Source organism: Streptomyces tateyamensis, from assembly GCF_003205575.1.
In the GTDB taxonomy this organism is placed as follows: domain Bacteria; phylum Actinomycetota; class Actinomycetes; order Streptomycetales; family Streptomycetaceae; genus Kitasatospora; species Kitasatospora tateyamensis.
Genome location: NZ_PYBW01000101.1, coordinates 14,184 through 40,288, shown reverse-complemented (window position 1 = coordinate 40,288; position 26,105 = coordinate 14,184). Strand labels below are relative to the sequence as shown.

Annotated in this window: 21 protein-coding genes, 1 pseudogene and 1 riboswitch; of the genes and pseudogenes, 8 read left to right on the top strand and 14 right to left on the bottom strand. The window is 74.1% G+C overall.

All coding sequences use genetic code 11. The annotated features are described in order from the left end of the window. Positions 1–11: 11 nt before the first annotated feature. Positions 12–1,424: an Rv2231c family histidinol phosphate aminotransferase CobC gene (cobC, locus tag C7C46_RS25435; RefSeq protein WP_110672248.1), complete on the bottom strand. Its 1,413-nt coding sequence runs from the start codon at positions 1,422–1,424 to the stop codon at positions 12–14. Between the two features lie 156 nt (positions 1,425–1,580). On the opposite strand from cobC, the gene C7C46_RS25430 reads away from it, so the two are divergent. From C7C46_RS25430 to C7C46_RS25415, 4 genes are all read left to right on the top strand, one after another. Next, a complete protein-coding gene (locus C7C46_RS25430; RefSeq protein WP_110672247.1) occupies positions 1,581–2,456 on the top strand; it encodes an alkaline phosphatase family protein in 876 nt (291 codons plus the stop codon). A gap of 6 nt (positions 2,457–2,462) precedes the next feature. Next, the gene (locus C7C46_RS25425) at positions 2,463–3,722 is read left to right on the top strand and encodes an MFS transporter (RefSeq protein WP_110672246.1); all 1,260 of its coding nucleotides are present in this window, start codon (positions 2,463–2,465) and stop codon (positions 3,720–3,722) included. Beyond that, positions 3,719–4,738 (top strand): TolB family protein, encoded by a 1,020-nt coding sequence (locus tag C7C46_RS25420; protein WP_110672245.1) that lies wholly within the window; start codon positions 3,719–3,721, stop codon positions 4,736–4,738. Before C7C46_RS25425 ends, C7C46_RS25420 begins: the two co-directional genes overlap by 4 nt. Positions 4,739–4,800: 62 nt before the next feature. Then, positions 4,801–5,538 (top strand): SDR family NAD(P)-dependent oxidoreductase, encoded by a 738-nt coding sequence (locus C7C46_RS25415; RefSeq protein WP_110672244.1) that lies wholly within the window; start codon positions 4,801–4,803, stop codon positions 5,536–5,538. Here C7C46_RS25415 and C7C46_RS25410 read toward each other — a convergent pair. Genes C7C46_RS25410 through C7C46_RS25390 form a run of 5 tightly spaced genes read right to left on the bottom strand, consistent with a single transcriptional unit; the run spans position 5,525 to position 12,085 of the window. Continuing rightward, positions 5,525–6,886, bottom strand: a complete 1,362-nt coding sequence (locus C7C46_RS25410) for a cobyrinic acid a,c-diamide synthase CobB (protein ID WP_110672243.1) — start codon at positions 6,884–6,886, stop codon at positions 5,525–5,527. The genes C7C46_RS25415 and C7C46_RS25410 overlap by 14 nt on opposite strands. A gap of 12 nt (positions 6,887–6,898) precedes the next feature. Beyond that, positions 6,899–7,504: a cob(I)yrinic acid a,c-diamide adenosyltransferase gene (gene cobO / locus C7C46_RS25405; RefSeq protein WP_110672251.1), complete on the bottom strand. Its 606-nt coding sequence runs from the start codon at positions 7,502–7,504 to the stop codon at positions 6,899–6,901. A 5-nt stretch (positions 7,505–7,509) separates the two neighbouring features. After that, a complete protein-coding gene (locus C7C46_RS25400; RefSeq protein ID WP_245984879.1) occupies positions 7,510–9,546 on the bottom strand; it encodes a putative cobaltochelatase in 2,037 nt (678 codons plus the stop codon). Positions 9,547–9,581: 35 nt separating this feature from the next. Next, positions 9,582–11,108 carry a cobyric acid synthase gene (locus tag C7C46_RS25395; RefSeq protein ID WP_110672241.1) on the bottom strand — a complete coding sequence of 509 codons (1,527 nt, stop codon included), beginning with the start codon at positions 11,106–11,108 and terminating at the stop codon, positions 9,582–9,584. Continuing rightward, positions 11,105–12,085 (bottom strand): cobalamin biosynthesis protein, encoded by a 981-nt coding sequence (locus C7C46_RS25390; protein WP_110672240.1) that lies wholly within the window; start codon positions 12,083–12,085, stop codon positions 11,105–11,107. Before C7C46_RS25390 ends, C7C46_RS25395 begins: the two co-directional genes overlap by 4 nt. Before the next feature lie 31 nt (positions 12,086–12,116). Beyond that, positions 12,117–12,265, bottom strand: a riboswitch (cobalamin riboswitch). Between the two features lie 172 nt (positions 12,266–12,437). Between C7C46_RS25390 and C7C46_RS25385 the strand changes: the two genes are divergently transcribed. The 3 genes and pseudogenes from C7C46_RS25385 to C7C46_RS37750 all read left to right on the top strand — a co-directional run bounded on the left by C7C46_RS25385 (position 12,438) and on the right by C7C46_RS37750 (position 16,109). Continuing rightward, positions 12,438–13,127: a transcriptional regulator gene (locus tag C7C46_RS25385; protein WP_110672239.1), complete on the top strand. Its 690-nt coding sequence runs from the start codon at positions 12,438–12,440 to the stop codon at positions 13,125–13,127. Positions 13,128–13,242: 115 nt separating this feature from the next. Continuing rightward, positions 13,243–14,361 (top strand): alpha/beta hydrolase, encoded by a 1,119-nt coding sequence (locus C7C46_RS25380; protein WP_110672238.1) that lies wholly within the window; start codon positions 13,243–13,245, stop codon positions 14,359–14,361. A 373-nt stretch (positions 14,362–14,734) separates the two neighbouring features. Then, positions 14,735–16,109, top strand: a pseudogene (locus C7C46_RS37750) (hypothetical protein). Positions 16,110–16,139: 30 nt separating this feature from the next. On the opposite strand, the gene C7C46_RS25370 reads toward C7C46_RS37750, so the two are convergent. Then, positions 16,140–16,643, bottom strand: a complete 504-nt coding sequence (locus tag C7C46_RS25370; protein WP_110672237.1) for a MarR family winged helix-turn-helix transcriptional regulator — start codon at positions 16,641–16,643, stop codon at positions 16,140–16,142. Positions 16,644–16,825: 182 nt separating this feature from the next. Here C7C46_RS25370 and C7C46_RS25365 point away from each other — a divergent pair, with 182 nt between their 5' ends. Next, the gene (locus C7C46_RS25365; RefSeq protein ID WP_245984869.1) at positions 16,826–17,722 is read left to right on the top strand and encodes an EamA family transporter; all 897 of its coding nucleotides are present in this window, start codon (positions 16,826–16,828) and stop codon (positions 17,720–17,722) included. Between the two features lie 70 nt (positions 17,723–17,792). Here the strand turns inward: C7C46_RS25365 and C7C46_RS25360 are convergent, their stop codons facing one another. The 7 genes from C7C46_RS25360 to ccrA form a co-directional block, all read right to left on the bottom strand. Next, entirely contained in the window at positions 17,793–18,686 is an 894-nt protein-coding gene (locus tag C7C46_RS25360) for a CDP-alcohol phosphatidyltransferase family protein (protein WP_181442514.1), read from the bottom strand. Next, positions 18,673–19,365: a phosphatidylserine decarboxylase gene (locus C7C46_RS25355; protein WP_110672235.1), complete on the bottom strand. Its 693-nt coding sequence runs from the start codon at positions 19,363–19,365 to the stop codon at positions 18,673–18,675. The genes C7C46_RS25360 and C7C46_RS25355 overlap by 14 nt, the downstream gene beginning before the upstream one ends. Before the next feature lie 322 nt (positions 19,366–19,687). Further along, positions 19,688–20,890 carry an acyl-CoA dehydrogenase family protein gene (locus C7C46_RS25350; RefSeq protein WP_110672234.1) on the bottom strand — a complete coding sequence of 401 codons (1,203 nt, stop codon included), beginning with the start codon at positions 20,888–20,890 and terminating at the stop codon, positions 19,688–19,690. A 141-nt stretch (positions 20,891–21,031) separates the two neighbouring features. Further along, entirely contained in the window at positions 21,032–21,532 is a 501-nt protein-coding gene (locus tag C7C46_RS25345) for a MaoC family dehydratase (protein ID WP_110672233.1), read from the bottom strand. 1 nt (position 21,533) lies between these two features. Next, positions 21,534–22,493 carry an HpcH/HpaI aldolase/citrate lyase family protein gene (locus tag C7C46_RS25340; RefSeq protein WP_110672232.1) on the bottom strand — a complete coding sequence of 320 codons (960 nt, stop codon included), beginning with the start codon at positions 22,491–22,493 and terminating at the stop codon, positions 21,534–21,536. Continuing rightward, a complete protein-coding gene (locus C7C46_RS25335; protein ID WP_110672231.1) occupies positions 22,490–24,532 on the bottom strand; it encodes a protein meaA in 2,043 nt (680 codons plus the stop codon). Before C7C46_RS25335 ends, C7C46_RS25340 begins: the two co-directional genes overlap by 4 nt. Continuing rightward, positions 24,532–25,869 (bottom strand): crotonyl-CoA carboxylase/reductase, encoded by a 1,338-nt coding sequence (gene ccrA / locus C7C46_RS25330; protein ID WP_110672230.1) that lies wholly within the window; start codon positions 25,867–25,869, stop codon positions 24,532–24,534. The genes C7C46_RS25335 and ccrA overlap by 1 nt, the downstream gene beginning before the upstream one ends. Positions 25,870–26,105 lie beyond the last annotated feature (236 nt).

Genomic DNA, 26,105 nt, shown 5'->3' with positions numbered 1-26,105 from the left:
CATCATCACTGTCAGTCGAGCAGCCGGCCCAGTGCGGTGACGAAGGCGTCCGTGGTGCGCGGGTCGCGCACCGCGACGCGCAGCCAGTCGGGCCCCAGGCCCGGGAAGGTGTCGCCGCGCCGCACCGCGTACCCGGCGGCCCGCAGCCGCTCGCGCAGCCCGGCCGCACCCGCCACCTCGACCAGCAGGAAGGAGGCGGCGGCCGTGCCGTGCACCCGTACCGCGGGCAGCTCGGCCAACCGCGCCAGCAGGTGCGCCCGGTGCTCGGCCAGTTCCTCGGCCACCGCCGCCGCCTCCGCCAACGCGCCCGCCCCGCTGCACAGTTCGGCGGCCACCAGGGCCGGGGTGGAGACCGGCCAGAGCGGCTGGGCCCCAGCCAGCTCGGCGATCAGCGCGGGCGGGCCGAGCACGTAGCCGATCCGCAGCCCGGCCAGCCCCCAGGTCTTGGTCAGGCTGCGCAGCACCACCACCCGCCCCGGCAGGTCGCGCACCGCGGCCAGCGACTCGCGCTCGCCGGGGACGGTGTCCATGAAGGCCTCGTCCACCACCAGGGTCCGCCCGGGCCGGGCCAGCGTGGCCAGTCCGGCGGCGGGGTGCAGCACCGAGGTGGGGTTGGTCGGATTGCCGACCACCACCAGGTCGGCCTGCTCCGGCACCGCCCGCACGTCCAGCACGAAGCCGTCCTCGGGGCGCAGCAGCACCCGGTGCACCGCGATCCCGGCGTCGCCCAGCGCCGCCTCCGGCTCGGTGAACTGCGGGTGCACCACCACCGCGTGGCGCGGGCGCAGGGTGCGGGCCAGCAGCACGAAGGCCTCGGCCGCGCCTGCGGTGAGCAGCACCTCGGCCGTCGGACGGGCGTGCCGGGCAGCCACTGCGGCCCTGGCCGCGCCCTGGTCGGGGTAGGCGGCGAGGTCGGCCAGCGAGGCGACCAGTGCCTCGCGCAGCCAGCTCGGCGGGGTGCCGGTGCGCACGTTGACCGCCAGGTCCACCAGGCCGCGCTGGTGGCGCACCTCGGCGTCCCCGTGGTGGCGCAGGTCGGGCAGGGTCGCCACCGCCACCGTCGAGCGGGCCGACTTCCGCTTGGCGACCAGCAGTTCGCCGCCCCCCAGCAGCGCCGCCGCCTCCGCCACGCTGGGCGTGCCGGTGGCGGCATGCACGGCGGGGGAGGGGGTGGGGACCGGCACGGCAGCCAGCCGGGCCGCCGGGTGGCCGACCAGCGGGACCCCGAACGCCCGGGCGGCGCCCAGCAGTCCGGGCTCCAGCGCACGCGCCTCCACGGTGGCCAGCTGCCGCACCGCACCGGCCGGCAGCGCCGCCTCGGCCAGCGCGGCGCGGATCAGCCCCAGCACCTCACGCTCCGCGACCCCCGCACTGGCGCCGACGCCGATCACCAGGCCGGCCGGGTCCGCGTTCTCGCTGCTCATCCGGGCATCCCAACACGGTGGGTGAACGGGAGTCAATCGAGCGTGGTGTGCCGTTCCTCGCATCTTCACCTTTGTTGTGCTGCTGACAACCGGTGACGCTCCGTACGCTGTTCGGCGCTCGGCCCGCTCCCCCAACCCCCCTGTGGAGGACCCGCCATGCCCCTGATCTCCCGTCGCACCATGACCGCGGCCGCCGCCGCGACCGGCCTGGCCGCCGGCTCCGCCGCCCTGTGGCTCACCGGTGGCGTCGCCGCCCAGGCCGCCGCGCTGCCGACCCCCGACCACGTGGTGGTCGTGGTGATGGAGAACCACGCGTACTCGCAGGTGATCGGCTCCAGCAGCGCGCCGTACATCAACAACACGCTGAAGGCCGGCGGCGGCAACCTGACCAGCTCCTACGGCATCACCCACCCCAGCGAGCCCAACTACTACGCGCTCTTCTCCGGCAGCACGCAGGGCCGCACCGACGACAGCTGCATCTCGGTGCAGTCGCTGTCCGCCGCCAACCTGGGCTCGGAGCTGATCGCCGCGGGCAAGACCTGGGCCAGCTACAACGAGTCGCTGCCCAGCCAGGGTTCGACCACCTGCAGCAGCGGCAAGTACGCGCAGAAGCACAACCCCTGGTTCGGCTTCAACAACGTGCCGCTGAACAGCGCCTACACCTTCGCGCAGTTCCCGACCGACTACACCGCGCTGCCCAAGGTCTCCTTCGTCACCCCGAACCTGTGCAGCGACATGCACGACTGCTCGGTGAGCACCGGCGACACCTGGATCAAGAACAACCTGGGCGCCTACGCGACCTGGGCGCAGACCCACAACAGCCTGCTGGTCGTCACCTTCGACGAGGACAACAGCGCCAACGGCAACCACATCCCGACCGTGGTCTACGGCCAGCACGTCGCGGCGGGCTCCAGCGCCACCGCCACCTACAACCACTACAGCGTGCTGCGCACCCTGGAGGACCTGGCCGGCCTGAGCACCCACGCGGGCAACGCGGCCACCGCCTCCGACGTCACCGGCATCTGGAACTGACGCCCGGTGTACCTCGCCGACAGCCGTACGGCCCCCGCCCGGGACACCCGTCCCGGGCGGGGCGCCGCCGTCCCGGCGACCGTCCTGGCGCTGGGCACGGTCAGCCTGATCACCGACATCTCCTCCGAGATGGTCACCGCCGTGCTGCCGCTCTACCTGGTGGCCGGGCTCGGCGTCTCCCCGCTCGGCTTCGGCCTGCTGGACGGCATCTACAACGGCGTGGGCGCGCTGGTGCGGCTGTCCGCGGGGGTGGTGGCCGACCGCGGCGGCGGCCGGCACAAGGCGGTCGCGCTGGTCGGTTACGGGCTCTCCGCGCTGTGCAAGCCGCTGCTGCTGGTGGCCGGTTCGCTGGTCTCGCTGGGCGCGGTGCTCGCGGTGGACCGCACCGGCAAGGGCCTGCGCACCGCCCCGCGCGACGCGCTGATCTCGCTGTCCAGCGCACCGGAGCGGCGCGGCCGGGCGTTCGGGGTGCACCGGGCGATGGACACCGCCGGAGCGCTGATCGGGCCGCTGCTGGCCTTCACCCTGCTGCGGGCCACCCAGGGACAGCTGCTGGTGGCCGGCGGCGACCGCAGCGGCTACCGGGCGGTGTTCGCGGTCAGCGGCTGCGTGGCCGCGCTCGGCGTGGTGGTGCTGCTGCTCTTCGTCCCCGGGCGCCTGCGCGGGCCGGAGGCCGTCGAGCACCACGCGGTGACCCGCCGGTTGTGGCGGTTGGCCGGGCTGCGCCGGCTGACCGGCGCCGCGGTGCTGCTGGGGCTGACCACGGTCAGCGACTCCTTCGTCTACCTGCTGGTCCAGCGCCGGTTGGCGCTGCCCACCGCGGACTTCCCGCTGCTGCCGCTGGGCACGGCGGCCGGCTTCCTGCTGCTCGCGGTGCCGTTCGGGGTCCTGGCCGACAAGGTCGGCCGCCGGGTGCTCTTCCTGGCCGGCCACGGCGCGCTGCTGGCGGCCTACGGCCTGCTGCTGCGGGCGGGCGGCGGCCACTGGGTCCCGTTCGCGGTGCTGGCGCTGCACGGCACCTTCTACGCGGCCACCGACGGCGTGCTGGCCGCGGCCGCCGCCGAGGTGATCCCCGAGGAGCACCGCGGTGCCGGCCTGGCGCTGATCGGCACCGGGCAGACCGCGGCCCGGTTCTGCTGCTCGCTGGCCTTCGGCGCGGCCTGGACCGCGTTCGGCCCGCACACCGCGCTGGCGCTGGCCGCCGGCGCCCTCGCACTCGCCGCCGGCTGCGCCGGCCTGCTGATACGGACGGAAACCCCCGGATGACGCGCCGCGCCCGCCTGACCGTGCTGCTGGTGACCCTGCTGCTGCTCGCCGGGGTGGGCACCGCCAGCGTGCTGCGGGCCGCGGACCGGGCGCACCGGCGCGACCAGGCCCAGCCGGGCGGTCCGGTGGTGGCCGTGGGCGCCGTCTCGCTGCGGCCCGCCGCCCGCACCCTGGTCTTCCGCTCCACCGCCTGGGGCCCGCACCGGGACGAGCTGTCCACCGTGCCGGCCGACCGGCCCGGCGACGACCGGACCGCCGCCGGGGTCAGGTGCGACCGGTTCTACGCGGCCGCCGGCACCGGGATCTGCCTGCGCGCCAAGCCCGGCGCGGTGCAGGACAGCTACCAGGCCGTGGTGCTGGACGCGGGCCTGCACGACCTGAAGGCCTTCCCGCTGGCGGGTATCCCCAGCCGCTCCCGGGTCTCGCCCTCCGGGCACCTGGCCGCCTGGACCGTGTTCACCAGCGGCGATAACTACGGCAGCCTGAACTTCTCCACCCGCACCTCGATCGTGGACACCCGCGACTGGCGCCTGGAGGAGAACCTGGAGTCCTTCACCGTGCTGAAGGACGGTCAGCCGTACCACGCCCAGGACATCAACGTCTGGGGTGTCACCTTCGCCGACGACACCGCCTTCTACGCCACCGTCGCCTCGGGCGGCCAGACCTGGCTGGTCCGCGGCGACCTGGGCGCGCGCACCCTGACCACGCTGCACGGCAACGTCGAGTGCCCCTCGCTCTCGCCGGACGGCACCAGGATCGCCTACAAGCACCGGGTGGCGGGGGCGACCAACGACGTGCCCTGGCTGCTCTACGTGCTGGACCTGCGCACCGGCACCGAGACCGCCACGGCCGAGACCCGCGGGGTGGACGACCAAGCGGTCTGGTCCGACGACCACACCCTGGTCTACGCCCTGCCCGGGGACTACGGCGCCGACCTGTGGACGGTCCCGGCCGACGGCAGCGGCGCACCCGCCAGGCTGCTGGGCGCCGCGCTGGCCCCGGCCTACCTGGGCTGACGCCTTCCCGGGCGGGTTAGTCTGCACCCTGACAGTCAGTCATCCGAGGGGAGTGGCGCACCATGCGTCAGATCATCGTCACCGGCGGCGGCACCGGCCTGGGCCGGGCGATCGCCGCGGCGTTCGCCGAGCAGGGGGAGCAGGTGGTGATCACCGGCCGGCGCAAGGACGTGCTGGCCGAGGCGGCGGCCGAACTGGGCCCGAACGTGCGGGCGGTGGCCTTCGACGCGGCCGACCCGGCCCAGGTCGAGGCGGCCCTGGCCGAACTGCCCGAGCGGGTCGACGTGCTGGTCAACAACGCCGGCGGGAACCGGGACCGGACCACCCCGCCCGGGGCGTACGGCACCGGGCTGGCTGCCGTGGCCGCCGCCTGGCAGGCCAACCTGGACGCCAACCTGCTCACCGCGCTGCTGGTCACCACCGCGCTGGCCGACCGGCTGGCCGAGGGCGCCCGGATCGTCAACTTCAGCTCCATCGCGGCCCACCGCGGCGGCTCCGGCTCCTACGGCGCGAGCAAGGCGGCGATCGAGAACTGGAACCTGACGCTGGCCCAGCAGGTCGCCGAGCGCGGCATCACCGCCAACGTGATCGCCCCCGGCTACATCGCCGAGACCGAGTTCTTCGGCCCCGCGGGCATCGCCCCGGAGCGGGTGGCCCAGAACCTCGCCCAGTCCACCACCAAGCGGCTCGGCCTCCCGGCCGACATCGTGGCCGCCACGCTCTTCCTGGCCTCCCCGGCCGCCGGCCACCTGACCGCCCAGGTCCTGCACCTGGACGGCGGCACCGTCACCGGCCGCTGACCGCCGCGGCGAACCGCTCCGCCAGCTGCGGGGCGCCGGCCCAGTGCAGGTGCAGGTAACTGGCGTGCAGTGCCGGGGTGGTGAAGCCCTCGGTGTGCGGGGTGCCGGTCGGCGTCCGCCAGCCCCAGGCCGGGGTGGCGGACCCGGCCGGGGTGGTGGCGGTGCGGTGGAACTCGTGGCCCCGCACCCGGCTGCCGGCCTGGGCCAGCGGGCTGTCGTGCAGTGCCACCGCCTCCCGGTAGCCGAGGGTGAGCCGCTCGGTCATGGCGGCCTCGGCGTCGATCAGGCCGCACATCTCGCGTCCGTCCAACTCCCGTGCCAAGTAGAGCAGTCCGGCGCACTCGGCGGCGATCGGGCCGCCGCGGGCGGCCAGCTCGCGGATCGCCGTGCGCAGCGGTGCGTTCTCGCTCAGCTCGGCCGCGTAGACCTCGGGGAAACCGCCGCCGATGACCAGACCTGACGCACCGTCAGGCAGCGCTGCGTCGTGCAGCGGGTCGAACGGGAGCAGTTCGGCGCCCGCCGCGGTGAGGAGTTCGGCGTTCTCCGCGTACGAGAAGGAGAACGCGGGCCCGGCCGCGAGGGCGATCCGCGGCCGCGGGCCGGCCGTGGGGGAGACCTCGGCCGCGGGGTCCCAGGGGGCGGCCGTCAGCGGCGGGGCGGAGCGGGCCAGCGCCAGCACCGCGTCCAGGTCCACCGAGGCGGCGATCAGCTCGCCCATGTCCCGCACCGCGCGCAGGGCTTCGGCCGAGCGCTCGACCGCCGGCACCAGGCCCAGGTGGCGGGAGGGGGTGGCCACCGCGGCGGTGCGCCGCACCGCGCCCAGCACCGGCACCCCCGCACCCTCGGCCAGCGCCTCGCGCAGCAGTTCCTCGTGCCGGTCGGAGGCCACCCGGTTGAGGATCACCCCGGCCAGCCGCACCTCGGGGTCCCAGGAGGCGAAGCCGTGCACCAGCGCGGCCACCGAGCGGGACTGCGAGGAGCCGTCCACCACCAGCACCACGGGGGCCCGCAGCAGCTTGGCGACGTGCGCGGTGGAGGCCAGCTCGCCGCGCCCGGAGGCCCCGTCGAACATCCCCATCACGCCCTCGACCACCGCCAGGTCGGCCCCGGCCGCGCCGTGGCGCAGCAGGGGCTCGATCCGCTCCGGGCCGCACATGAAGGCGTCCAGGTTGCGGCCCGGACGGCCGGTGGCCAGGCCGTGGTAGCCCGGGTCGATGTAGTCCGGGCCGACCTTGTGCGGGGAGACCTTGAGGCCGCGGGCGGTCAGGGCGGCCATCAGGCCGGTGGCGACGGTGGTCTTGCCGGCCCCCGAGGAGGGGGCGGCGATCACCAGGCGGGGCAGCTGCACGTTATCGACGTCCTACCACTCGATGCCGCGCTGGCCCTTGCGGCCGGCGTCCATCGGGTGCTTGACCTTGGTCATCTCGGTGACCAGGTCGGCCACCTCGAGCAGCGGCTCGGGTGCGTACCGGCCGGTGATCACCACGTGCTGGCTGCCCGGGCGGTTGCGCAGCACCTCGACCACCTCGGCCGGGTCGACCCAGCCCCAGTGCATCGGGTAGGTGAACTCGTCCAGCACGTACAGCCGGTAGGTCTCCGCCGCCAGGTCGCGCTTGACCTGAGCCCAGCCCTCCTTGGCGGCCTCCTCGCTGCTCACCTCGGCCTCGGCGGAGCGCTGGATCCAGGACCAGCCCTCGCCCATCTTGTGCCAGGCCACGGTGCCGCCCTCGCCGGAGGCGCCGAGCACCTTGAGCGCGTTCTCCTCGCCCACCTTCCACTTGGCGGACTTGACGAACTGGAACACCCCGATCGGCCAGCCCTGGTTCCAGGCGCGCAGCGCCAGCCCGAAGGCGGCGGTGGACTTGCCCTTGCCGGGGCCGGTGTGCACGGCGGTGATCGGCTGGGTGCGGCGCTGACGGGTGGTCAGGCCGTCGTTGGGGACGACCTCGGGCTTGCCCTGCGGCACGGGGATCACGCGGCCTTTCGGAGGGAGGGGGAACGGTGGGCCTGCACCAGGGCGGCCACGCCCTCGGCGCGCAGCTCGTCCAGGGTGACGGCGGTGGCGTGCAACTGGCCGGCCAGGGTGCGGGCCAGGCCCAGGCGGACCGGGCCGGACTCGCAGTCCAGCACCACGGCGGCGGTGCCCTGGGCGGCCAGCAGGGCGGCGGCCCGGCCGGCCTCGGCCAGCGCGGTGCGCCCGCCGGTGGCCCGCCCGTCGGTGACCACCACCAGCAGCGGGCGGCGGCGCGGGTCGCGCAGCCGCTCCAGCCGCAGCACCTCGTGGGCCCGCAGCAGGCCGGCGGCCAGCGGGGTGCGCCCGCCGGTGGGCAGCTGCGCCAGCCGGGCCGCGCCGACCTCCACCGAGGAGGTGGGCGGCAGCGCCAGCTCGGCCCCGGTGCCGCGGAAGGTGATCAGGCCGATCTTGTCGCGCCGCTGGTAGGCGTCCATCAGCAGGGAGAGCACAGCGCCCTTGACCGCGGTCATCCGCTGACGGGCCGCCATCGAACCGGAGGCGTCCACCACGAAGAGCACCAGGTTGGCCTCGCGGCCCTTGCGGACCTGCTCGCGGAAGTCGTCCTGGCGCAGCAGCAGGGCCCGGCCGGTGCGGCCGCGGGCGTGCTGGTGCGGGGCGGCGGCCTGCAGGGTGGCGGTCAGGTGCAGGCGGGTCAGCGGGCCGGCCGGGCGGCGGGCCCGGACGGTCTGGCCGGCGTCGGTCTCGGCCGGGGAGCGGCGGCCCTGGGCGCCGTGGCCGGTGCCGGGGACCTTGAACAGCCGGGTGCGGTACGGGTCGCCGGCCGCCACGGGGGCGGACTCGCGTCCGGGCGCGGGGGCCGGGGCGGGGAGCTGGGGGGTGGCTGACGGGGCGTCGGCCTCGGCCTCGGCCTCGGCCCCGGTCGGCGGAACGTCGGGGCCGGCCGCGGGGTCGGGAGCTCCGCCGCCACCGCCGGGCCCGTCCGATCCACCGTCAGCAGGACCGTCCGGGCCGGGGTCGGTCGGCTCCGGGTCGGTCGGCTCGGGGTCGGTCGGCTCCTCGGGCTCCGCGTGCTCGGCGAGGGTGCGGTCCAGCTGCTCCTCGTCCAGGCCCGGCGCGTCGAAGGGGTTGCGCCGGCGCCGGTGCGGCAGGGCCAGCCGGGCGGCCGTGCGGACGTCCTCCTCGGTCACCGCGGTGCGCCCGTCCCAGGCGGCCAGCGCGACCGCGGTGCGGGCCATCACGATGTCCGCGCGCAGCCCGTCCACCTCGAAGGCGGCGCAGACCGCGGTGATCTGACGCAGCGCCGGGTCACCGAGCTCGACCTGGGGCAGCAGCACCCGGGCCGCCTCGATCCGCTGAGCAAGCGCTCGCTCAGCGGCCTGGTACCGCGCGGCGAACCCGGCGGGGTCCGCGTCGTACGCCAGCCGTCGGCGCACCACCTCGGCCCGCTCGGCCGGGTCCCGGGTGGCCGCGATCTCCACGGTCAGCCCGAACCGGTCCAGCAGCTGCGGCCGCAGCTCACCCTCCTCCGGGTTCATCGTGCCGACCAGCAGGAACCGGGCGGCGTGCCGCACCGAGACGCCCTCGCGCTCCACGTAGGAGCGCCCCATCGCGGCCGCGTCCAGCAGCAGGTCCACCACGTGGTCCTGGAGCAGGTTGACCTCGTCGATGTAGAGCACGCCGCGGTGCGCCTGGGCCAGCAGGCCCGGCTCGTACGCCTTGACGCCCTGGGCCAGCGCCTGCTCCAGGTCCAGCGAGCCCACGATCCGGTCCTCGGTCACCCCGACCGGCAGCTCCACCAGCCGGGCCGGCCGGTGCTCGGCGCCCGCCGGGTGCGGCGCGTCCGGGCACTGCGGGTCCGGCGCGGCCGGGTCGCAGGCGAACCGGCATCCCTCGGCCACCGCGATGGCGGGCAGCAGCCCGGCCAGCGCGCGCACCATGGTCGACTTGGCGGTGCCCTTCTCGCCGCGCACCAGCACCCCGCCGACCGCGGGCGAGACCGCGTTCAGCAGCAGGCCCAGCCGCAGGTCGGCCATCCCGACGATCGCGGTGAACGGATAACGGACATCACTCACAGCTGCTCACCCTCCACACCACGCGCCACCGGAGCCCCCGGCGCGACGAACGGCAGGCCGCCGGGCGCCCCGCCCTCGATCAGCCGCCACAGGGCGTCCGTGTCGGCGTGCTCCTCGATCAGATCCCCGAGCCGGTCCAGCCGCTCCTGCCGGGCCGCCGCGAAGCAGGTGTCCGGCGCGGGCACGAAGGCCCGCCCGGCCGCTGCCGCGACGGCGCGCAGGAACGCCCGCCGGAAGCCGTCGTTCTCCAGCGCCCCGTGCCAGGTGGTGCCCCAGACCTCGCCCGCGCGGCAGCCGTCCAGGAAGGGGTCGCCACCCTCGACCGTGACGACGCCGTGGTGGATCTCGTACCCCTCGACCCGCTCGCCCAGCGCCTCGCCGACCGGTCGCCCCAGCACCTTCTCGGCGCCGAACTCCACCACGGTGGGCAGCAGCCCCAGGCCGTCCACCGTGCCCGCGCCGGACTCCACGAGGTCGGTGATCCGCCGTCCCAGCATCTGGTAGCCGCCGCACACCCCGAGCACCGGCCGCCCGGCCGCCGCCCGCTCGCGCAGCGGCCCCGCCAGCCCGCGCTCGCGCAGCCAGGCCAGGTCGGCGACGGTGGCCCGGGTGCCGGGCAGCACCACCAGGTCGGCGTCGGCCAGCTCCTCCGGCCGGGTGGCCCAGCGCACCAGCACGCCCGGCTCCTGGGCCAGCGCGTCCAGGTCGGTGAAGTTGGACAGCCGCGGGAAGCGCAGCACCGCCACCCGCAGCACCTCGGCGCCCACCGGGCCGGCCGAGACCCGGTCCACCACGGCCGAGGAGAGGTCGAGCGAGTCCTCCGCGTCCAGCCACAGGCCCGGCAGCATCGGCAGGGTGCCCAGCACCGGACGGCCCGTCAGCTCGTGCAGCATGTCCAGGCCGGGCTTGAGCAGCCGGGCGTCGCCGCGGAACTTGTTCACCAGCCAGCCCGCCACCAGCGCCTGGTCGGCCGCGTCGAGCAGCGCCAGGGTGCCGTACATCGCGGCGAACACCCCGCCGCGGTCGATGTCGCCGACCACCACCACCGGCAGGTCGGCCGCCCGGGCCAGGCCCATGTTGGCGATGTCGCGGTCGCGCAGGTTGATCTCGGCCGGCGAGCCGGCCCCCTCGCAGACCACCACGTCGAACCGGGCGCGCAGGTCGGCCAGGCACTCCAGCGAGCGCTGCAGCAGGTACGGCTTGCGCTCGCGGTAGTCCAGCGCTCCCACCTCGGCCACCGGCCGGCCCAGCAGCACCACCTGGCTGCGGCCGTCCGCGCCGGGCTTGAGCAGCACCGGGTTCATCGCCGCCTCGGGCTCGACCCGGGCGGCCTGGGCCTGCATCACCTGGGCCCGCCCGATCTCCGCGCCGTCGGCGGTGACCATCGAGTTGAGCGACATGTTCTGCGCCTTGAACGGGGCCACCCGCACGCCTTGGCGGACCAGCCAGCGGCAGATCCCGGCGGTCACCACGCTCTTGCCGGCGTCAGAGGTGGTGCCGGCCACCAGGATCGCGTTGCTCACTTGTGTCCCTTCCACAGCAGCCGGGCCACCACGGTGGTACCCAGTGCCAGCAGCCCGACCCGGCGGGAGAGCCGGCAGGCGCGTTCGATGTCGGTGACGGCGACGGGGCGCAGCTCCGCGCCGAGCACCGGGCGGTGCTCCACCCGCCCCGAGCCTTCGGCCGGGGGGACCCCCACCTTCGGCGTGCCGCCGTCCCCATACCTCAGGGTGCCGCCCAGCCGCACGCCCAGCGCCCCCGCGAAGGCGGACTCGGCCTGGCCGGCGTTCGGGCTCGGGTGGCTGCCGCCGTCGCGGCGCCAGACCCGCCAGGCGGTGCCGGGGGAGTCGGCGGCGGCCACCGTGAGCAGCGCGGTCAGCCGGGCGCCCGGCCAGCCCGCCAGGTCGTCCAGCCGGGCCGCGGCCCAGCCGAACCGGCGGTAGCGCGGCGACTTGTGACCCACCATCGCGTCCAGGGTGTTGACGGCGCGGAACGCGAGCAGCCCGGGGGAGCCGGCCAGCGCGCCCCAGACCAGGGCGTTCACCACGGCGTCCGCGGTGTTCTCGGCCACCGACTCGACCACCGCGCGGGCGATCTGCTGGCCGTCCAGCGCGCTCGGGTCGCGCCCGCACAGGTGCGGCAGCCGCTCACGGGCGGCCGCCAGGTCCTCGGCGGCCAGCGCGGCGCCGATGGTGCGGGCCTCGCGCAGCAGCGAGCTGGCGCCCAGCACGGTCCAGGTGGCCAGCGCGGCGGTGGCGGTGCGGCGCAGCGGCGTGGCGCGGTGCTCCAGGGCAGTCGCGCCGAGCGCCACGGTGCCCACGGCGAGCGCGGTGTACAGGGCTCCGGCGCCGCGGTGGTCGCGGTAGAGCACGCGCTCCAGGGCGCCGGCGGCCCGGCCGAAGGCGGCCACCGGGTGGCCGCGCCGGGGGTCGGCGAACACGGCGTCGGCGGTGAAGCCGATCACCGCACCGAGCGCCTGGCCGGTGACGGCGCGCTGCATCGACGGTCCTCACTCAGGGTCCGCGCCCTGGCTCGACGAAACCGGAGGGGTGAGTTCCTGGCTCCCGAGGGGGCCGACGCGCTCCCCACCCGGTCACAGTGGCGGGACCGCGCCGGATTCGCACCGGCTTCCTCCACTTGCCTCCGTATGGCCCGAGGATCCCATCACGCGGCTCAACCGGCCGTCAACCAGGGCCCGCGGGCCGCGGTGGAGTGGTTGATCACACCGGCGGGGGGCGGGTTCGGCGTGCTCACGGCTGGTGGATCGTCCAACGGCGCGTCGGGCGGCCTGTCGGTGCTTCGTGCGTTCAGCGGCTGGGGGGCGGGGCACGGGCGGGCCTAGCGTCGGCGCCATGCGAAGCAGCCGGCCCCCCGCCCCCGCCCCGGTCCCGTTCTCCCCGCAGGCCGCCCGGGCGCACCGGGTGGGGCTGGGCCTGACCCCGGATCAGGTGGCCGCCGGGATGGCCGCGCACGGGGTGCGGCTGCTGCCGGGCCACGTGCTCGGCTGGGAGAGCGGGGAGTTCCGGCCGGACGAGGCGGAGTTCATCGCGCTGGCCCGGGCGCTCTGGTGCCCCGCGGTGCAGCTGATGGGCGCGCCGCCGGCCTCGCTGCGCGACTTCCGGCTGGCCCGTGAGCTGACCGCGGCCCAGGCCGCCGCCCGGATCGGGATGTCGCCGCGCGGCTACACCACCGCCGAGCTGACCGGCCGGTGGACCGGCGACGAGGCGCAGAGCGCCGCGCTGGCCGAGGTGCTCGGCCTGCGGCTGCGCGACCTGCTGGTGGTCACCGGCGGCGCGGCGGAGCTGGCCGACCGGCTGCGCCAGTGCGTGGCCGGCCGCTGGCAGGCCCAGCTGTCGGCTGTGGCCCGGCTGGTCCCGGTCCCCGGCGCCACCCTGTCGGCGGTGCTGGCGGCCCTGCAGAGCGAGTACCAGGTCACCACCCACTGGGGCGCCACCGCCCCGGCAGCACCGCCCCAGACCCCGGTCGAGGACCGCTTCTGGACCCTGCTCGCCGCCCGCGACACCGGCGGTCTGCCGGTCTGAGCCCCGAGACCTCCCACTACCGCGCCCCAACGGACCCGTGCGGTGGCCGTCCGGCGGTCGACGGGGTGAACTGGACAGGCCCGTTCGAGCTGCCGTCACCATCCCGGGGAGAGCCATGCGTTGGGGAACCGTCATCGCCGCGGCCACCACCGTCGTCGTCGGAGCCGGCGCCGCCGCGCTGCTCGTCGGGCGCCGGGTCTCGGACCTGAGCCTGCGTCCGGAGCGGTCCGAGGGGGAGGGCGAGCCGGAGCTGCGGGTGCACCAGGTCGGGACGGACCGGATCACCCTGACCCGGACCACCGGCACCGCCCGGCGCGGCCGGTACGCGCTGGAGTGGCCGGGCGGCCACGCGGTGGTCGGCGAGGTGCTGCGGACCGACCCGCAGACCGTCACCCGCCGGCTGGAGCTGACCGCGGGCACCGCGCCGAGCGCCGGTACCGAGGTGGAGCTGACCAACCGGGTGCTGCGCGGGGACCCCGGCTCGGCCTGCGGGCTGGACTACATGGACGTGGTGGTGGACGGCGAGCTCGGCGCGCTGCCCGCCTGGTACGTGCCGGCCGTGCGCGGCACCTGGGTGATCCTGGTGCACGGCGTGCTGGCGGACCGGCGCCAGGCGCTGCCCGTGCTGCCGGTGCTCAAGCGGCTGCAGCTGCCCGCACTGGCGGTCAGCTACCGGGGTGACCAGGGCGCGCCGCCCTCGCCGGACGGGATCGGGCACTTCGGCGAGACCGAGTGGCGCGACGTGGACGCGGCGATCCGGTTCGCCAAGGAGGCCGGGGCCGGGCGGGTCGTGCTCTACGGCTGGTCGGTGGGCGCGGCCGCGGTGCTGCAGACGGCGGCCCGCTCGGACTACCGCACCAGCGTGGCCGGCCTGGTGCTGGACTCCGCGGTGCTGGAGCCGGCCGCTTCGGTGCGCGGGGTGGCGGCCGCCTCGGGGGTGCCGGGCGCCCTGGCCGGGCAGCTGGGCGCCTGGGCGGCCGAGGGGCGCACGGGGGTGGACCTGGCCGGCTTCGCCCGGATCGCGGCCGGCACCGACCTGGCGGCGCCCACCCTGTTGCTGCACAGCCCGCAGGACGAGGTGTCCCCCTGGCACGGCGCCCAGCGGCTGGCCCGCCGCCGCTCCGACCTGGTGAGCCTGCACCCGGTGGCGGGCGCGGCCCACGCGGCCCTGTGGAACGCGGACCCGGCCGGCTACGAGGAGGCCCTGCGCCGCTTCCTGACCCCGATCCTCTGACCCTGCCCCGGGCCCGCCGGCGACCGGCGCCCCCGCGCCGACGCCCCGTCGCGGCGGTCCCGTAGGGTCACCTCTTGACCACGGACGGTGCCGCCGCTACTGTCGTGGACAGCTCATTTCCGCGCGGCCGTGGCCCGGTTTGGCCCGCCTTGCCCCAAGTCCGCCCCAGTTGCCACCCCAGCCAGCGCAAGACGCGCCGAACTCGATGTGACAACCGCCCCATACACGGGGAAGACTGCACGGCGTGACGTCTCGGAATCCGCGCGACCGTGATGCCCCGCTCCCGCCGACCCCGGGTACCGGCGCGACGGTGACCCGCCTACCCGGTACGGCCCGCACCGCGGCCGGCGCCGCCCAGCCGGGCCGGGCGCCGATCCGCCGCCGCACCCCCAGGCCCGCCCCGGGGCGCGGCCGGGTCCCGGTGCCCGAGGGGTTCCCCGGTCCCGCCGAACTCGCCCCCTCCGCCCGCCGGATGCTGGCCGACGCGGTCCGGATCGCCCGCTGGGCCGGCGAGCTGGAGCACGTCGACAAGCGGGGCGAACTGCTCCCGGAGGACGCCCGCGCGGCCGGCCGGGCGCTGGCCATGACGGTCGGCGCGGCGGCCCGCGCCTGGGGCCAGGCGCTGCTGGTCGGCCTGATCGAGCCGCGGGACGGCGGCGCCGGCCCCGGCTGGCGTCTGCACGCCTGGGAGCACGACGACGAGGCGGTACTGCGCGGCTGGTCCGCGCTGTTCGACGCCTGGACCCTGCTCGCCCCGGTGCCCCCGGCGGCGCTGCGCGGAGTCTTCGCGGTGCTGGCCGGCCAGGCCGTGGACCAGGCCCCGCAACTGCTCTCCTTCCTGCACCTGGTGGACGGCCCGGTGGCCGACGGCGAGCTGATGGAACTGCTCCGCCGGGGCCTGGACGAGCGCCGGCACGGCGGCAGCAGCTTCGCCACGCTCTCCCCGGTCCCGCACGCGGCCTCCGCCGTCTCGGCGGTGCGCGGCACCTGCCGCGAGCCGCAGGTGGACGCCCCGCCCGCGCCCTCGGACGTGGCCGCGGTGCTCGACTGGATGCTGGACGGCCTGGCGGCCGTCGGTGCGGTGGAGCGCCGGGACAGCGCCGCCGAGCTCTCGCCGCTGGGCCACTGGGCGGTGCGGGCCAAGCTGGAGGAGATCTGCACGGTGGCGCAGACCGCCGCCGGGCACATCGAGCAGAGCGCCCTGGAGCTGCTGGACGCGTGCGCCAACTACTCGCCGGGCCCGGCCCGGGCCGAGTACCGCGCCTGGGTGGCGGCGCGCCCGGTGGACCGCGCGGTGGCCGAGCTGCTGGAGGTGGCCCGCGGCGACGACGCGCTGCTGCGCGGCCTGGCCTTCGAGGCGCTGCGGGTGGCCGGCGGCACCGCCGAGCAGGCGGTCCGCTCCGCGGTCGACGAGCCGGAGCTGCGCCCCTACGCGCTGCTCTGGCTGGCCGAGCAGCTGGACGAGGGCGGCGTGGTCCCGTCCGACGTGCTGAGCGCCCAGGACGCCGCCTGGCTATGGGTGGACACCGCCGCCGCGGTGCTGGACCACGGCGAGACCGAGCTGCTGGTCGGCCACGTCGAGGGTGCCAGCGCGGGCGACCCGGTGCGGCTGTTCGCCCGGGCCCCGCCAGTCGGGGCCCCCGCGCGCGGCCTCGGTGCTCACCGCCGTGGCCTCGGTGCACCCCGACCACGCGGTGGCCCGGGCGGCCCGCCGCTCGGCGTTCAGCGTGCACCACGGCGGGGCCTGACGGTCCGTCGGCCCCGAAGGCACCGACCGCTCAGCGGTCGGTGCCTTCGTACGTCCGCAGCAGCTTGCCCAGCAGTGCGCTCAGCTGGGCCCGTTCCTCGCCTGTCAGGGCGCCGATCAGCCGCTCCTCGTTGGCGACGTGCCCGGTCAGCATCGAGTCGATCAGCTCCCAGCCGGCCGGGGTCAGCCCGATCAGCACCGCGCGCCGGTCGGTGGGGGAGGGCCGCCGCTCGACCAGGCCCTTGGCCACCAGCCGGTCCACCCGGTTGGTGATGGCGCCCGAGGTGACCATGGCCGACTGGAGCAGCGCCCCGGCGGTGAGCTGGTAGGACGGGGCGGAGCGGCGCAGGGTGGCCAGGACGTCGAACTCGGAGACGTCCAGGCCATACTGCGCGAAGTGGTCCCGCATGCCCTGGTCCACGTGCTGGTGCACCCGCTTGAGGCGGCCGATCAGGGCGATCGGCACCAGGTCCAGGTCCGGGCGCTCCCCGGCCCACTGGTCCGTGATGACGTCCAGGGCGTCCCGCTCCGACATGCTCCGGCCTCCTCGGCTCCCGGCGCCCGGGTAGGGCGCTCGATAAATATCTTAGCGTTGAGATACTTGACGTTCGCAGGCTTCCGGGAGGATATTTATCTCAACGTTCAGATACTCAACGTTGAGGGGGATGTCCCATGGGTGGGATGCGTACGGGCCGATCCGGAGCCGGACGACTGGGTGTGACGCTGACGGCGGCGCTGGCCCCGGCGGCCTGGGGGACCACCTACCTGGTCACCACCCAGCTGCTGCCGGAGCACCGCCCGATGCTGGCGGCGGTGCTGCGGTCGCTGCCCGCCGGGCTGATCCTGCTGGCGATCGGCCGCAAGCTGCCGCGCGGGCGCTGGTGGGGCCGGGCCGCGGTGCTCGGGATGCTCAACATCGGGCTCTTCATGCCGCTGATCTTCATCGGCGCCTACCGGCTGCCCGGTGGGGTGGCCTCCACCATCGGGGCGATCCAGCCGCTGCTGGTCGCCTTCCTGTCGATCCCGGTGCTGAGCCTGCGGCCCACCCGGCAGGCGCTGCTGGCCGGTCTGGTCGGGGTCGCCGGGGTGGCGCTGATGGTGCTCAAGAGCGGCGCCCGGCTGGACGGGCCCGGCGTGGCCGCGATGGTGGGCGGGATCGCGCTGATGGCGATGGGCACCGTGCTCGCCCGGCGCTGGGGCCGGCCCGAGGGGGTCAGCATGCTGGACCTGACGTCCTGGCAGCTGGTGATCGGCGGGCTCTTCCTGGTCCCGGTGGCGGCGTTCACCGAGGGGGCCCCGCCCGCGCTGACCGGCGCCAACCTGCTCGGCTTCGCCTACCTGGGCCTGTTCGGCACCGCGCTGGCCTACGTCCTCTGGTTCCGCGGCATCGACCGCCTCGGCGCCGGCCCGGCCTCCTTCCTGGGCCTGATCAACCCGGTGGTGGCCACCACCGGCGGCCTGCTGGTGCTGGACCAGACGCTGACCGCCTGGCAGCTGCTCGGCCTGCTGCTGGCCCTGGGCGCCCTGGTGGCCGGCCAGCCCCGGGCCCCGCGCCGGGCGGTCCAGGCGCCGCAGGAGGCGCCCGCGCCGCAGCCGGTGCCCGTGGAGGTCTGACGGCGGAAACGGCTGCGGCCCCGGAACCCGAGGAGGGGTTCCGGGGCCGCAGCCGTACGTCGTCCGGGTCTCAGCAGTCCCGCGCGCCGGCCCGCCGGGCCCGCACGTCGCCGACCTTCTGGCCGACCTTGCGCCGGATCACCAGCAGCGGGGCCATCGCGGCCAGCGCGATCTGGGCGAAGGCGCCGATGTGCATCAGCACGTCACCACCGGGCAGGCCGGCCGCCCAGGCGGCCAGGCAGCCGATCGAGACCACGATCCAGGCCAGCGTCGCGGTGGCCAGCAGGCCCTGCGGCTTGGGGTACTCGACCTGGCTGACCATCAGGTAGGCGACGCCGAAGATGGCCAGCAGGCCGGCCAGGAACGGCGGGTCGAGCAGCACGATGGCGATCACCGTCATGGCGCCCATCGGGCAGGGCATGCCCTGGAACACCCCGGGCCGCATCTTGACCGCGGAGAACCGGGCCAGGCGCAGCACCACCGCGAGCAGCACGGTGAGCGCGATGAAGGCGGACAGGCCCTGGCTGCTGCCCGGGCCGCCGACGATGCCCCAGACCGCCACGAAGTAGGCGGGGGCGATGCCGAAGCTGATCAGGTCGGCCAGGTTGTCCAGCTCCGCGCCCAGCGCCGAGGAGCGCAGCTTGCGGGCCACCAGGCCGTCGAAAAGGTCGCACATGGAGCCGATCAGCAGCAGCGTCACGGCGGTCGCGGCGCCGTGCCGGACCATGCCGCTGGTGCCGTCGCCGGTCCCGTTGATGTGCGGGATGAGCATGTTCGTGGTGATCGAGTAGATCGCCAGAAACCCGCAGACCGCGTTTCCCAGGGTCAGGAAGTCGGCGGTGGACAGGGTCTGCGGCGAGCGCGGCGCCCGCAGTTCGCGGTCGCGCGCCCAGCGGCGCCGGCGCAGCTCGGTCTCGTCCGAGTCGCCGAGGCCGACCAGGGTCTCGGGATCAGTCACGGTCAAGGCGTGTCACCCCTGCCGTCGTCTTCTGGCCGACCGTGACGCCGACCTCGACGCCGGCCGGCAGGTAGGTGTCGACGCGGGAGCCGAAGCGGATCAGGCCGATCCGCTCGCCCTGCTCGACCTTGGTACCGGCCGGCACGTACGGCACGATGCGGCGCGCCACGGCGCCCGCGATCTGCACCATCTCGATGTCGCCGAGCTCGGTGTCGAAGTGCCAGACGACCCGCTCGTTGCGGTCGCTGTCCTTGTTGAACGCCGGTACGAAGCCGCCCGCGATGTGCTCGACGGAGGTCACGGTGCCGGGCAGCGGGGCCCGGTTGACGTGCACGTTGAGCGGGCTCATGAAGATGGCCACGCGGGTGCGGCCGTCCGGCCACGCGTCGATGCTCTGCACCACTCCGTCGGCAGGCGAGATCACTCTGCCGGTGCTGATCTCGCGCTCGGGGTCGCGGAAGAACCACAGCATGCCGGCGCTGAGCGCGCAGGCCGGTACCGCCGCCAGGGCCCACTTGCCGTTCCGCTTGGTGAGAGCGGTGGTGAGGGCCGCGGTGGCCAGCGTCGGGACGAACCACGGGGTGGCTCCGCGCGCGATGGTCACGCGGGGTCGCCGACCCGTCGTCTCGGACGCGAGCGCGTCGCGCTCGGTGACGGAGGTGTGCGGGGACGGGCTGAGGGGCATCGAAGACCTTTGTCGCGGGGGATCTGGACCACTGGACGGGCCACCGCGGGGATCGGGTGATAAGGGGACAGCTGCTGTCCCGGTGGATGCTATCGGGAGCAGGCGGTAGGTGGGCAACCCGCCTGCTCGTTCAACTGTCGCCTGCCGTGCCGGAGGGCACGCGCTATGTATACGACCGTAGCTGGCCGCCTCCCGGTTCCCAAGGACCGCGTCAAGATGCGTGAGCCATATCTCAGCCTCGGGGAGGACGCCGCAGGGCGCGTGGGAGCACCCGCGGGGCTCGCGTCCGACCGGGCGCGAGCCCCGCGGGCGCAAGGGCCGGTCAGTCGGCGAGCTTGTACTCCTCGAGCAGCCGGCGGCCGACGATCATCTTCTGGATCTCGGCGGTGCCCTCGCCGATCAGCAGCATCGGGGCCTCCCGGTAGAGGCGCTCGATCTCGTACTCCTTGGAGAAGCCGTAGCCGCCGTGGATCCGGAAGGAGTCCTCGACGACCTCCTTGCAGTACTCCGAGGCCAGGTACTTGGCCATGCCGGCCTCGAGGTCGTTGCGGTGGCCGCTGTCCTTCTTGCGGGCGGCCATCACCATCATCTGGTGCGCGGCCTCGACCTTGGTGGCCATCTCGGCCAGCTTGAACTGGATCGCCTGGTGCTCGGCGATCTTCTTGCCGAAGGTGGTGCGCTGCTGGGCGTAGGCGATGCCCAGCTCGAAGGCGCGGCGGGCGACGCCGCAGCCGCGGGCGGCCACGTTGACCCGGCCGACCTCGACGCCGTCCATCATCTGGTAGAAGCCGCGGCCGGGGACCCCGCCGAGGATCCGGTCGGCCGGGATCCGGACGTCCTGCAGCACCAGCTCGGTGGTGTCGACGCCCTTGTAGCCCATCTTCTCGATCTTGCCGGGCACAGTCAGGCCCGGGACGGTCGGGTTCGGGCCGAAGCCGGCCGTCTTCTCGATCAGGAAGGTGGTCATGTTCTTGTACGGGGTGGAGCCGCCCTCGTCGGTCTTGCAGAGCACCGCGACCAGGGTCGAGCTGCCGCCGTTGGTCAGCCACATCTTCTGGCCGTTCAGGACGTAGTAGTCCCCGTCCTTGACGCCCTTGGTGGAGATCGCCGCCACGTCGGAGCCGAGGGCCGGCTCGGACATCGAGAAGGCGCCGCGGATCTCGCCGGCCGCCATCTTGGGCAGGAAGTAGTCCTTCTGCTCCTGGGTGCCGTGCGCGTTGATCATGTGGGCGACGATGAAGTGCGTGTTGACGATGCCGGAGACCGACATCCAGCCGCGCGCGATCTCCTCCACCACCAGGGCGTAGGTGAGCAGCGACTCGCCGAGGCCGCCGTACTCCTCGGGGATGGTCAGGCCGAACAGGCCCAGCTGCTTCATGCCCTCCACGATCGCGGTCGGGTACTCGTCCCGGTGCTCAAGCTCGGTGGCGACCGGGATGATCTCCTTGTCCACGAACTCCCGCACGGTGGCGAGGATGTCCCGCTGGATCTCGGTGAGGCCGTCGGTCTGTGCGAGGCGTCCCATCGTGCGGCTCCGAAGTCTGTCGAGGGTTGTGAGGAGGTTCGGGGGCGCCGCGGAGCGTGACTTCCGCGGCGCCCCCTGACCGGAGGTCAGGGCGATGACGGCGCCCGCCCCCGGGTGTTCGTGGGGCCAGAACGGCGTGGGTCAGGAGAGCGGGGTCGGGCGGCCGGGCTGTTCGCCGCCGCGCTCCTGGATGTAGGCCGCGGTGGGCACCATCACCTTGCGGCGGAAGATGCAGACGACCGTGCCGTCCTGCTTGTAGCCCTTGGTCTCGACGTACACGATGCCGCGGTCGGGCTTGGAGGTGACGTTCTTGTCCAGGACCGTGGTCTCGCCGTAGAGGGTGTCGCCGTGGAAGGTCGGCGCGACGTGGCGCAGCGACTCGATCTCCAGGTTGGCGATCGCCTTGCCCGAGACGTCCGGGACGGACATGCCGAGCAGCAGCGAGTAGATGTAGTTGCCCACCACCACGTTCTTCTTGAAGTCCGTGATGTTCTCCGCATAGTTGGCGTCCATGTGGAGCGGGTGGTGGTTCATGGTCAGCAGGCAGAAGAGGTGGTCGTCGTACTCGGTGACCGTCTTGCCGGGCCAGTGCTTGTACACCGCGCCGACCTCGAACTCCTCGTAGGTGCGTCCGAACTGCATGTCAGGCCTCCGGGGCTTCGAACTTGGACAGCCGGGTCATGCCCGCGGCGCGGCCCTTGCCGGAGATCACCAGGGCCATCTTGCGGCTGGCCTCGTCGATCATCTCGTCGCCGAGCATCGCCGAGCCCTTGAAGCCGCCGGCCTCCGAGGTGCACCAGTTGTAGGCGTCCAGGATCAGCTCGGCGTGGTCGTAGTCCTCCTGCGAGGGCGAGAAGATCTCGTTCGCGGCGGCGACCTGGTCCGGGTGCAGCACCCACTTGCCGTCGAAGCCCAGCGCGGCGGCCCGGCCGGCCACCTCGCGGTACCCCTCCTGGTTGCGGATCTGCAGGTAGGGACCGTCGATCGCCTGCAGGTCGTTGGCCCGCGCGGCCATCAGGATCCGCATCAGGATGTAGTGGTAGGCGTCGGCCGGGTAGCCGGGCGGCTGCTCGCCGACCACCAGGGACTTCATGTTGATCGAGGCCATGAAGTCGGCCGGGCCGAAGATGATGGTCTCCAGCCGCGGCGAGGCGGTGGCGATCGTGTCGACGTTGATCAGGCCCTTGGCGTTCTCGATCTGCGCCTCGATGCCGATCTTGCCGACCTCGAAGCCCATGGTCTTCTCGATCTGGGTGAGCAGCAGGTCCAGCGCCTTGACCTGCTCGGCGTCCTGCACCTTGGGCAGCATGATGCAGTCCAGGTTCGGGCCGGCGCCCTCGACCACGGTGATCACGTCGCGGTAGGTCCAGTGCGTGGTCCAGTCGTTGACCCGGACCACCTTGGTCTTGCCGCCCCAGTCGCCGTTGTTCAGCGCGTCGACGATGGTGTGCCGGGCGCTCTCCTTGACCAGCGGGGCGCAGGCGTCCTCCAGGTCCAGGAAGACCTGGTCGGCCGGCAGGCCCTGGGCCTTCTCCAGGAAGCGCGGGTTGGAGCCGGGCACCGCGAGGCAGGAGCGGCGGGGGCGAAGGCGGTTGACGGTCATGCGAGGGTCTCTTCCATACTCTGGGGGATCCGGACGAGGTCGATCGGGTCGAGCCGGTTGGCCAGCCGGATCTCGTCGACGATCCGGCCGATGATGGTCGTGATGCCGAAGTCCTTCGGGGTGAAGACCGCGGCGACACCGGCGGCCTTGAGGGCCTCGGCGTCCGCAGCGGGGATGATGCCACCGACGATCACCGGGACATCCTCCACCCCCGCCCGGCGCAGCCGCTGCAGCACGTCCGGCACCAGCTCCGGGTGCGCCCCGGAGAGGATGGACAGTCCCACGCAGTGCACGTCCTCGGCCACCGCGGCCGAGACGATCTGCTCGGGGGTCAGCCGGATGCCCTGGTAGACCACCTCGAAGCCGGCGTCCCGGGCCCGCACCGCGATCTGCTCGGCGCCGTTGGAGTGCCCGTCCAGGCCGGGCTTGCCGACCAGCAGGCGCAGCTTGTCCACGCCCAGCTCGGCCGCGGTGGCGGCCACCGCGGCGCGCACCCGGGCCAGTTCGCCGCCGGGCTCGGCGGCCACCGCGATCGGCGCACCGCCCACCCCGGTGGGGGCCCGGTACTCGCCGAACACCTCGCGCAGCGCGAAGGACCACTCGCCGGTGGTCACCCCCGCCCGGGCGCAGGCCAGGGTGGCGGCCATCAGGTTCTGCTCGGTGGCGGCGGTCGCCTTGAGCGCCGCCAGCGCCCGCTGCGCCGCGGCCTCGTCCCGCTCGGCGCGCCACTGCTGGAGCGCCGTCAGCACGGACTGCTCGCTGGCCGGGTCCACCACCATGATCGCGGTGTCCAGGTCGGCGGTGAGCGGGCTCTCCTCGGTGGTGTCGAAGCAGTTCACCCCGATGATCTTGTCCTCGCCGGACTCGATCCGGGCCCGCCGCTCGGCGTGCGAGGCGACCAGCGCCGACTTGAGGTACCCGGACTCGACGGCCGCGACCACGCCGCCCTGCGCCATCACCTTGGCGATCTCGGCCTCGGCGCCGGCCAGCAGCTCGGCGGTCTTGGCCTCGACCACGGTCGAGCCGTTGAAGAGGTCGCCGTACTCCAGCAGGTCCGACTCGTAGGCCAGCACCTGCTGGATCCGCAGCGACCACTGCTGGTCCCAGGGCCGGGGCAGGCCCAGCGCCTCGTTCCAGGCGGGCAGCTGGACCGCACGGGCCCGCGCGTCCTTGGAGAGGGTGACGGCGAGCATCTCCAGCACGATCCGCTGGACGTTGTTCTCCGGCTGCGCCTCGGTCAGGCCGAGCGAGTTGACCTGCACGCCGTAGCGGAACCGGCGCTGCTTGGCGTCCTCGATGCCGTACCGCTCCCGGGTCACCTTCTCCCAGAGCTGGGCGAAGGCGCGCATCTTGCACATCTCCTCGACGAACCGCACGCCGGCGTTGACGAAGAAGGAGATCCGCCCGACCACCTCGCCCATCCGCTCGGCCGGCACCTGGCCGGAGTCGCGCACCGCGTCCAGCACGGTGATCGCGGTGCACATCGCGAAGGCGATCTCCTGCACCGGCGTGGCCCCGGCCTCCTGCAGGTGGTAGCTGCAGATGTTGATCGGGTTCCACTTGGGGAGGTTGGCCACGGTGTAGGCGATCATGTCGGTGATCAGCCGCACCGAGGGGCCGGGCGGGAAGACGTGCGTCCCGCGCGACAGGTACTCCTTGACGATGTCGTTCTGGGTGGTGCCGGTGAGCTTGGCGACGTCGGCGCCCTGCTCCTCGGCGACCACCTGGTAGAGCGCCAGCAGCCACATGGCGGTGGCGTTGATGGTCATCGAGGTGTTGGTGAGCTCCAGCGGGATGCCGTCGAAGAGCGTGCGCATGTCCCCGACGTGGCCCACCGGCACGCCGACCCGGCCGACCTCGCCGCGGGCCAGCACGTGGTCCGCGTCGTAGCCGGTCTGGGTGGGCAGGTCGAAGGCGACCGACAGGCCGGTCTGGCCCTTCGCCAGGTTGCGCCGGTAGAGCGCGTTGGAGTCCGCCGCGGTGGAGTGGCCCGCGTAGGTGCGCATCAACCAGGGGCGGTCCTTCTGACGGTCCGTCATCAGATGTCCCGGAACCGATTGATCGCCGGCAGGTGCTGCTCGCGCAGCTCGGCGTCGCGCACACCCAGGCCCTCCTGCGGGGCCAGGCAGAGCACGCCGACCTTGCCCTGGTGCTTGTTGTGGTGCACGTCCAGCGCCGCCTGCCCGGTCTGCTCCAGCGTGTAGACCTTGGACAGGGTGGGGTGGATCTTGCCCTTGGCGATCAGGCGGTTGGCCTCGTACGCCTCGCGGTAGTTGGCGAAGTGCGAGCCGACGATCCGCTTGAGCGACATCCACAGGTAGCGGTTGTCGTACTGGTGCATGTAGCCGGAGGTGGAGGCGCAGGTCACGATGGTGCCGCCCTTGCGGGTGACGTAGACCGAGGCGCCGAAGGTCTCGCGGCCCGGGTGCTCGAAGACGATGTCCACGTCCTCGCCGCCGGTCAGCTCGCGGATCCGCCCGCCGAGGCGCTTCCACTCGCGCGGGTCCTGGTTCTGCTCGTCCTTCCAGAACTTGTAGCCCTCGGCGGAGCGGTCGATGATCGCCTCGGCGCCCATCGCCCGGCAGATCTCGGCCTTCTGCGGGCTGGAGACCACGCAGATCGGGGTGGCGCCGCCGGCCAGCGCGTACTGGGTGGCGTACGAGCCCAGGCCGCCGCTGGCGCCCCAGATCAGCACGTTGTCGCCCTGCTTCATGCCCGCGCCGTTGCGCGAGACCAGCTGGCGGTAGGCGGTGGAGTTGACCAGGCCGGGGGAGGCGGCCTCCTCCCAGGTGAGGTGCTTCGGCTTGGGCAGCAGCTGGTTGGTCTTCACCAGGGCCAGGTGGGCCAGGCCGCCGAAGTTGGTCTCGAAGCCCCAGATCCGCTGCTCCGGGTCCATCATCGTGTCGTTGTGCCCGTCCGGGCTCTCCAGCTCGACCGAGAGGCAGTGCGCGACCACCTCGTCACCCGGCTTCCAGGCGTTGACCCCGGCGCCGGTGCGCAGCACCACGCCGGCCAGGTCCGAGCCGAGCACGTGGTAGGGCAGGTCGTGACGCTTGGTCAGCGGGGAGAGCTTGCCGTACCGCTCCAGGAAGCCGAAGGTGGAGACCGGCTCGAAGATCGAGGACCAGACGGTGTTGTAGTTGACGGAGCTCGCCATCACGGCCACCAGGGCCTCGCCCGGGCCGAGCTCGGGCAGCGGCACGTCCTCCAGGTGGAGCGACTTGCGCGGGTCCTTGTCGCGGCTCTCCAGGCCGGCGAACATCTGCTCCTCGTCCTTGTGGAGCGTGACGGCTCGGTAGGACTCGGGCAGCTTGAGCGCGGCGAAGTCGGCGGTCGTGCTGTCGGCGCTGAGGATCGCGTCGAGGATTTCCTTCATGGCTGCCTCCGAAGGCGTACCTGTGTGAGGGCGCACAGGGCGTCTGGGGGAGCCGGGAGCGGACACCGGCTACACAAGGGATTCGGGTGGGTTTTCGAGCTTCGTCCCCTGGGTGTGGGGACGCCGGACGACGGCGCGCCGAGGTGGGGAGCCGCGGCGCCGCGACTGGTGGGTAACAAGCTACTGGCACCCTGTGCCACTCGTAAAGACACTGGGTGCCATGATTTTGCGTCCAT

What these genes read in the sequence shown, in the direction of transcription:
- C7C46_RS25335 (WP_110672231.1), bottom strand. Translation starts at nt 24,532, where the DNA reads ATGACGGACCGTCAGAAGGACCGCCCCTGGTTGATGCGCACCTACGCG.
- C7C46_RS25415 (WP_110672244.1), top strand. Translation starts at nt 4,801, where the DNA reads ATGCGTCAGATCATCGTCACCGGCGGCGGCACCGGCCTGGGCCGGGCG.
- C7C46_RS25345 (WP_110672233.1), bottom strand. Translation starts at nt 21,532, where the DNA reads ATGCAGTTCGGACGCACCTACGAGGAGTTCGAGGTCGGCGCGGTGTAC.
- C7C46_RS25385 (WP_110672239.1), top strand. Translation starts at nt 12,438, where the DNA reads ATGCGAAGCAGCCGGCCCCCCGCCCCCGCCCCGGTCCCGTTCTCCCCG.
- C7C46_RS25420 (WP_110672245.1), top strand. Translation starts at nt 3,719, where the DNA reads ATGACGCGCCGCGCCCGCCTGACCGTGCTGCTGGTGACCCTGCTGCTG.
- cobC (WP_110672248.1), bottom strand. Translation starts at nt 1,424, where the DNA reads ATGAGCAGCGAGAACGCGGACCCGGCCGGCCTGGTGATCGGCGTCGGC.
- C7C46_RS25340 (WP_110672232.1), bottom strand. Translation starts at nt 22,493, where the DNA reads ATGACCGTCAACCGCCTTCGCCCCCGCCGCTCCTGCCTCGCGGTGCCC.
- ccrA (WP_110672230.1), bottom strand. Translation starts at nt 25,869, where the DNA reads ATGAAGGAAATCCTCGACGCGATCCTCAGCGCCGACAGCACGACCGCC.
- C7C46_RS25390 (WP_110672240.1), bottom strand. Translation starts at nt 12,085, where the DNA reads ATGCAGCGCGCCGTCACCGGCCAGGCGCTCGGTGCGGTGATCGGCTTC.
- C7C46_RS25350 (WP_110672234.1), bottom strand. Translation starts at nt 20,890, where the DNA reads ATGGGACGCCTCGCACAGACCGACGGCCTCACCGAGATCCAGCGGGAC.
- C7C46_RS25355 (WP_110672235.1), bottom strand. Translation starts at nt 19,365, where the DNA reads ATGCCCCTCAGCCCGTCCCCGCACACCTCCGTCACCGAGCGCGACGCG.
- C7C46_RS25400 (WP_245984879.1), bottom strand. Translation starts at nt 9,546, where the DNA reads ATGGCCGACCTGCGGCTGGGCCTGCTGCTGAACGCGGTCTCGCCCGCG.
- C7C46_RS25380 (WP_110672238.1), top strand. Translation starts at nt 13,243, where the DNA reads ATGCGTTGGGGAACCGTCATCGCCGCGGCCACCACCGTCGTCGTCGGA.
- C7C46_RS25370 (WP_110672237.1), bottom strand. Translation starts at nt 16,643, where the DNA reads ATGTCGGAGCGGGACGCCCTGGACGTCATCACGGACCAGTGGGCCGGG.
- C7C46_RS25430 (WP_110672247.1), top strand. Translation starts at nt 1,581, where the DNA reads ATGCCCCTGATCTCCCGTCGCACCATGACCGCGGCCGCCGCCGCGACC.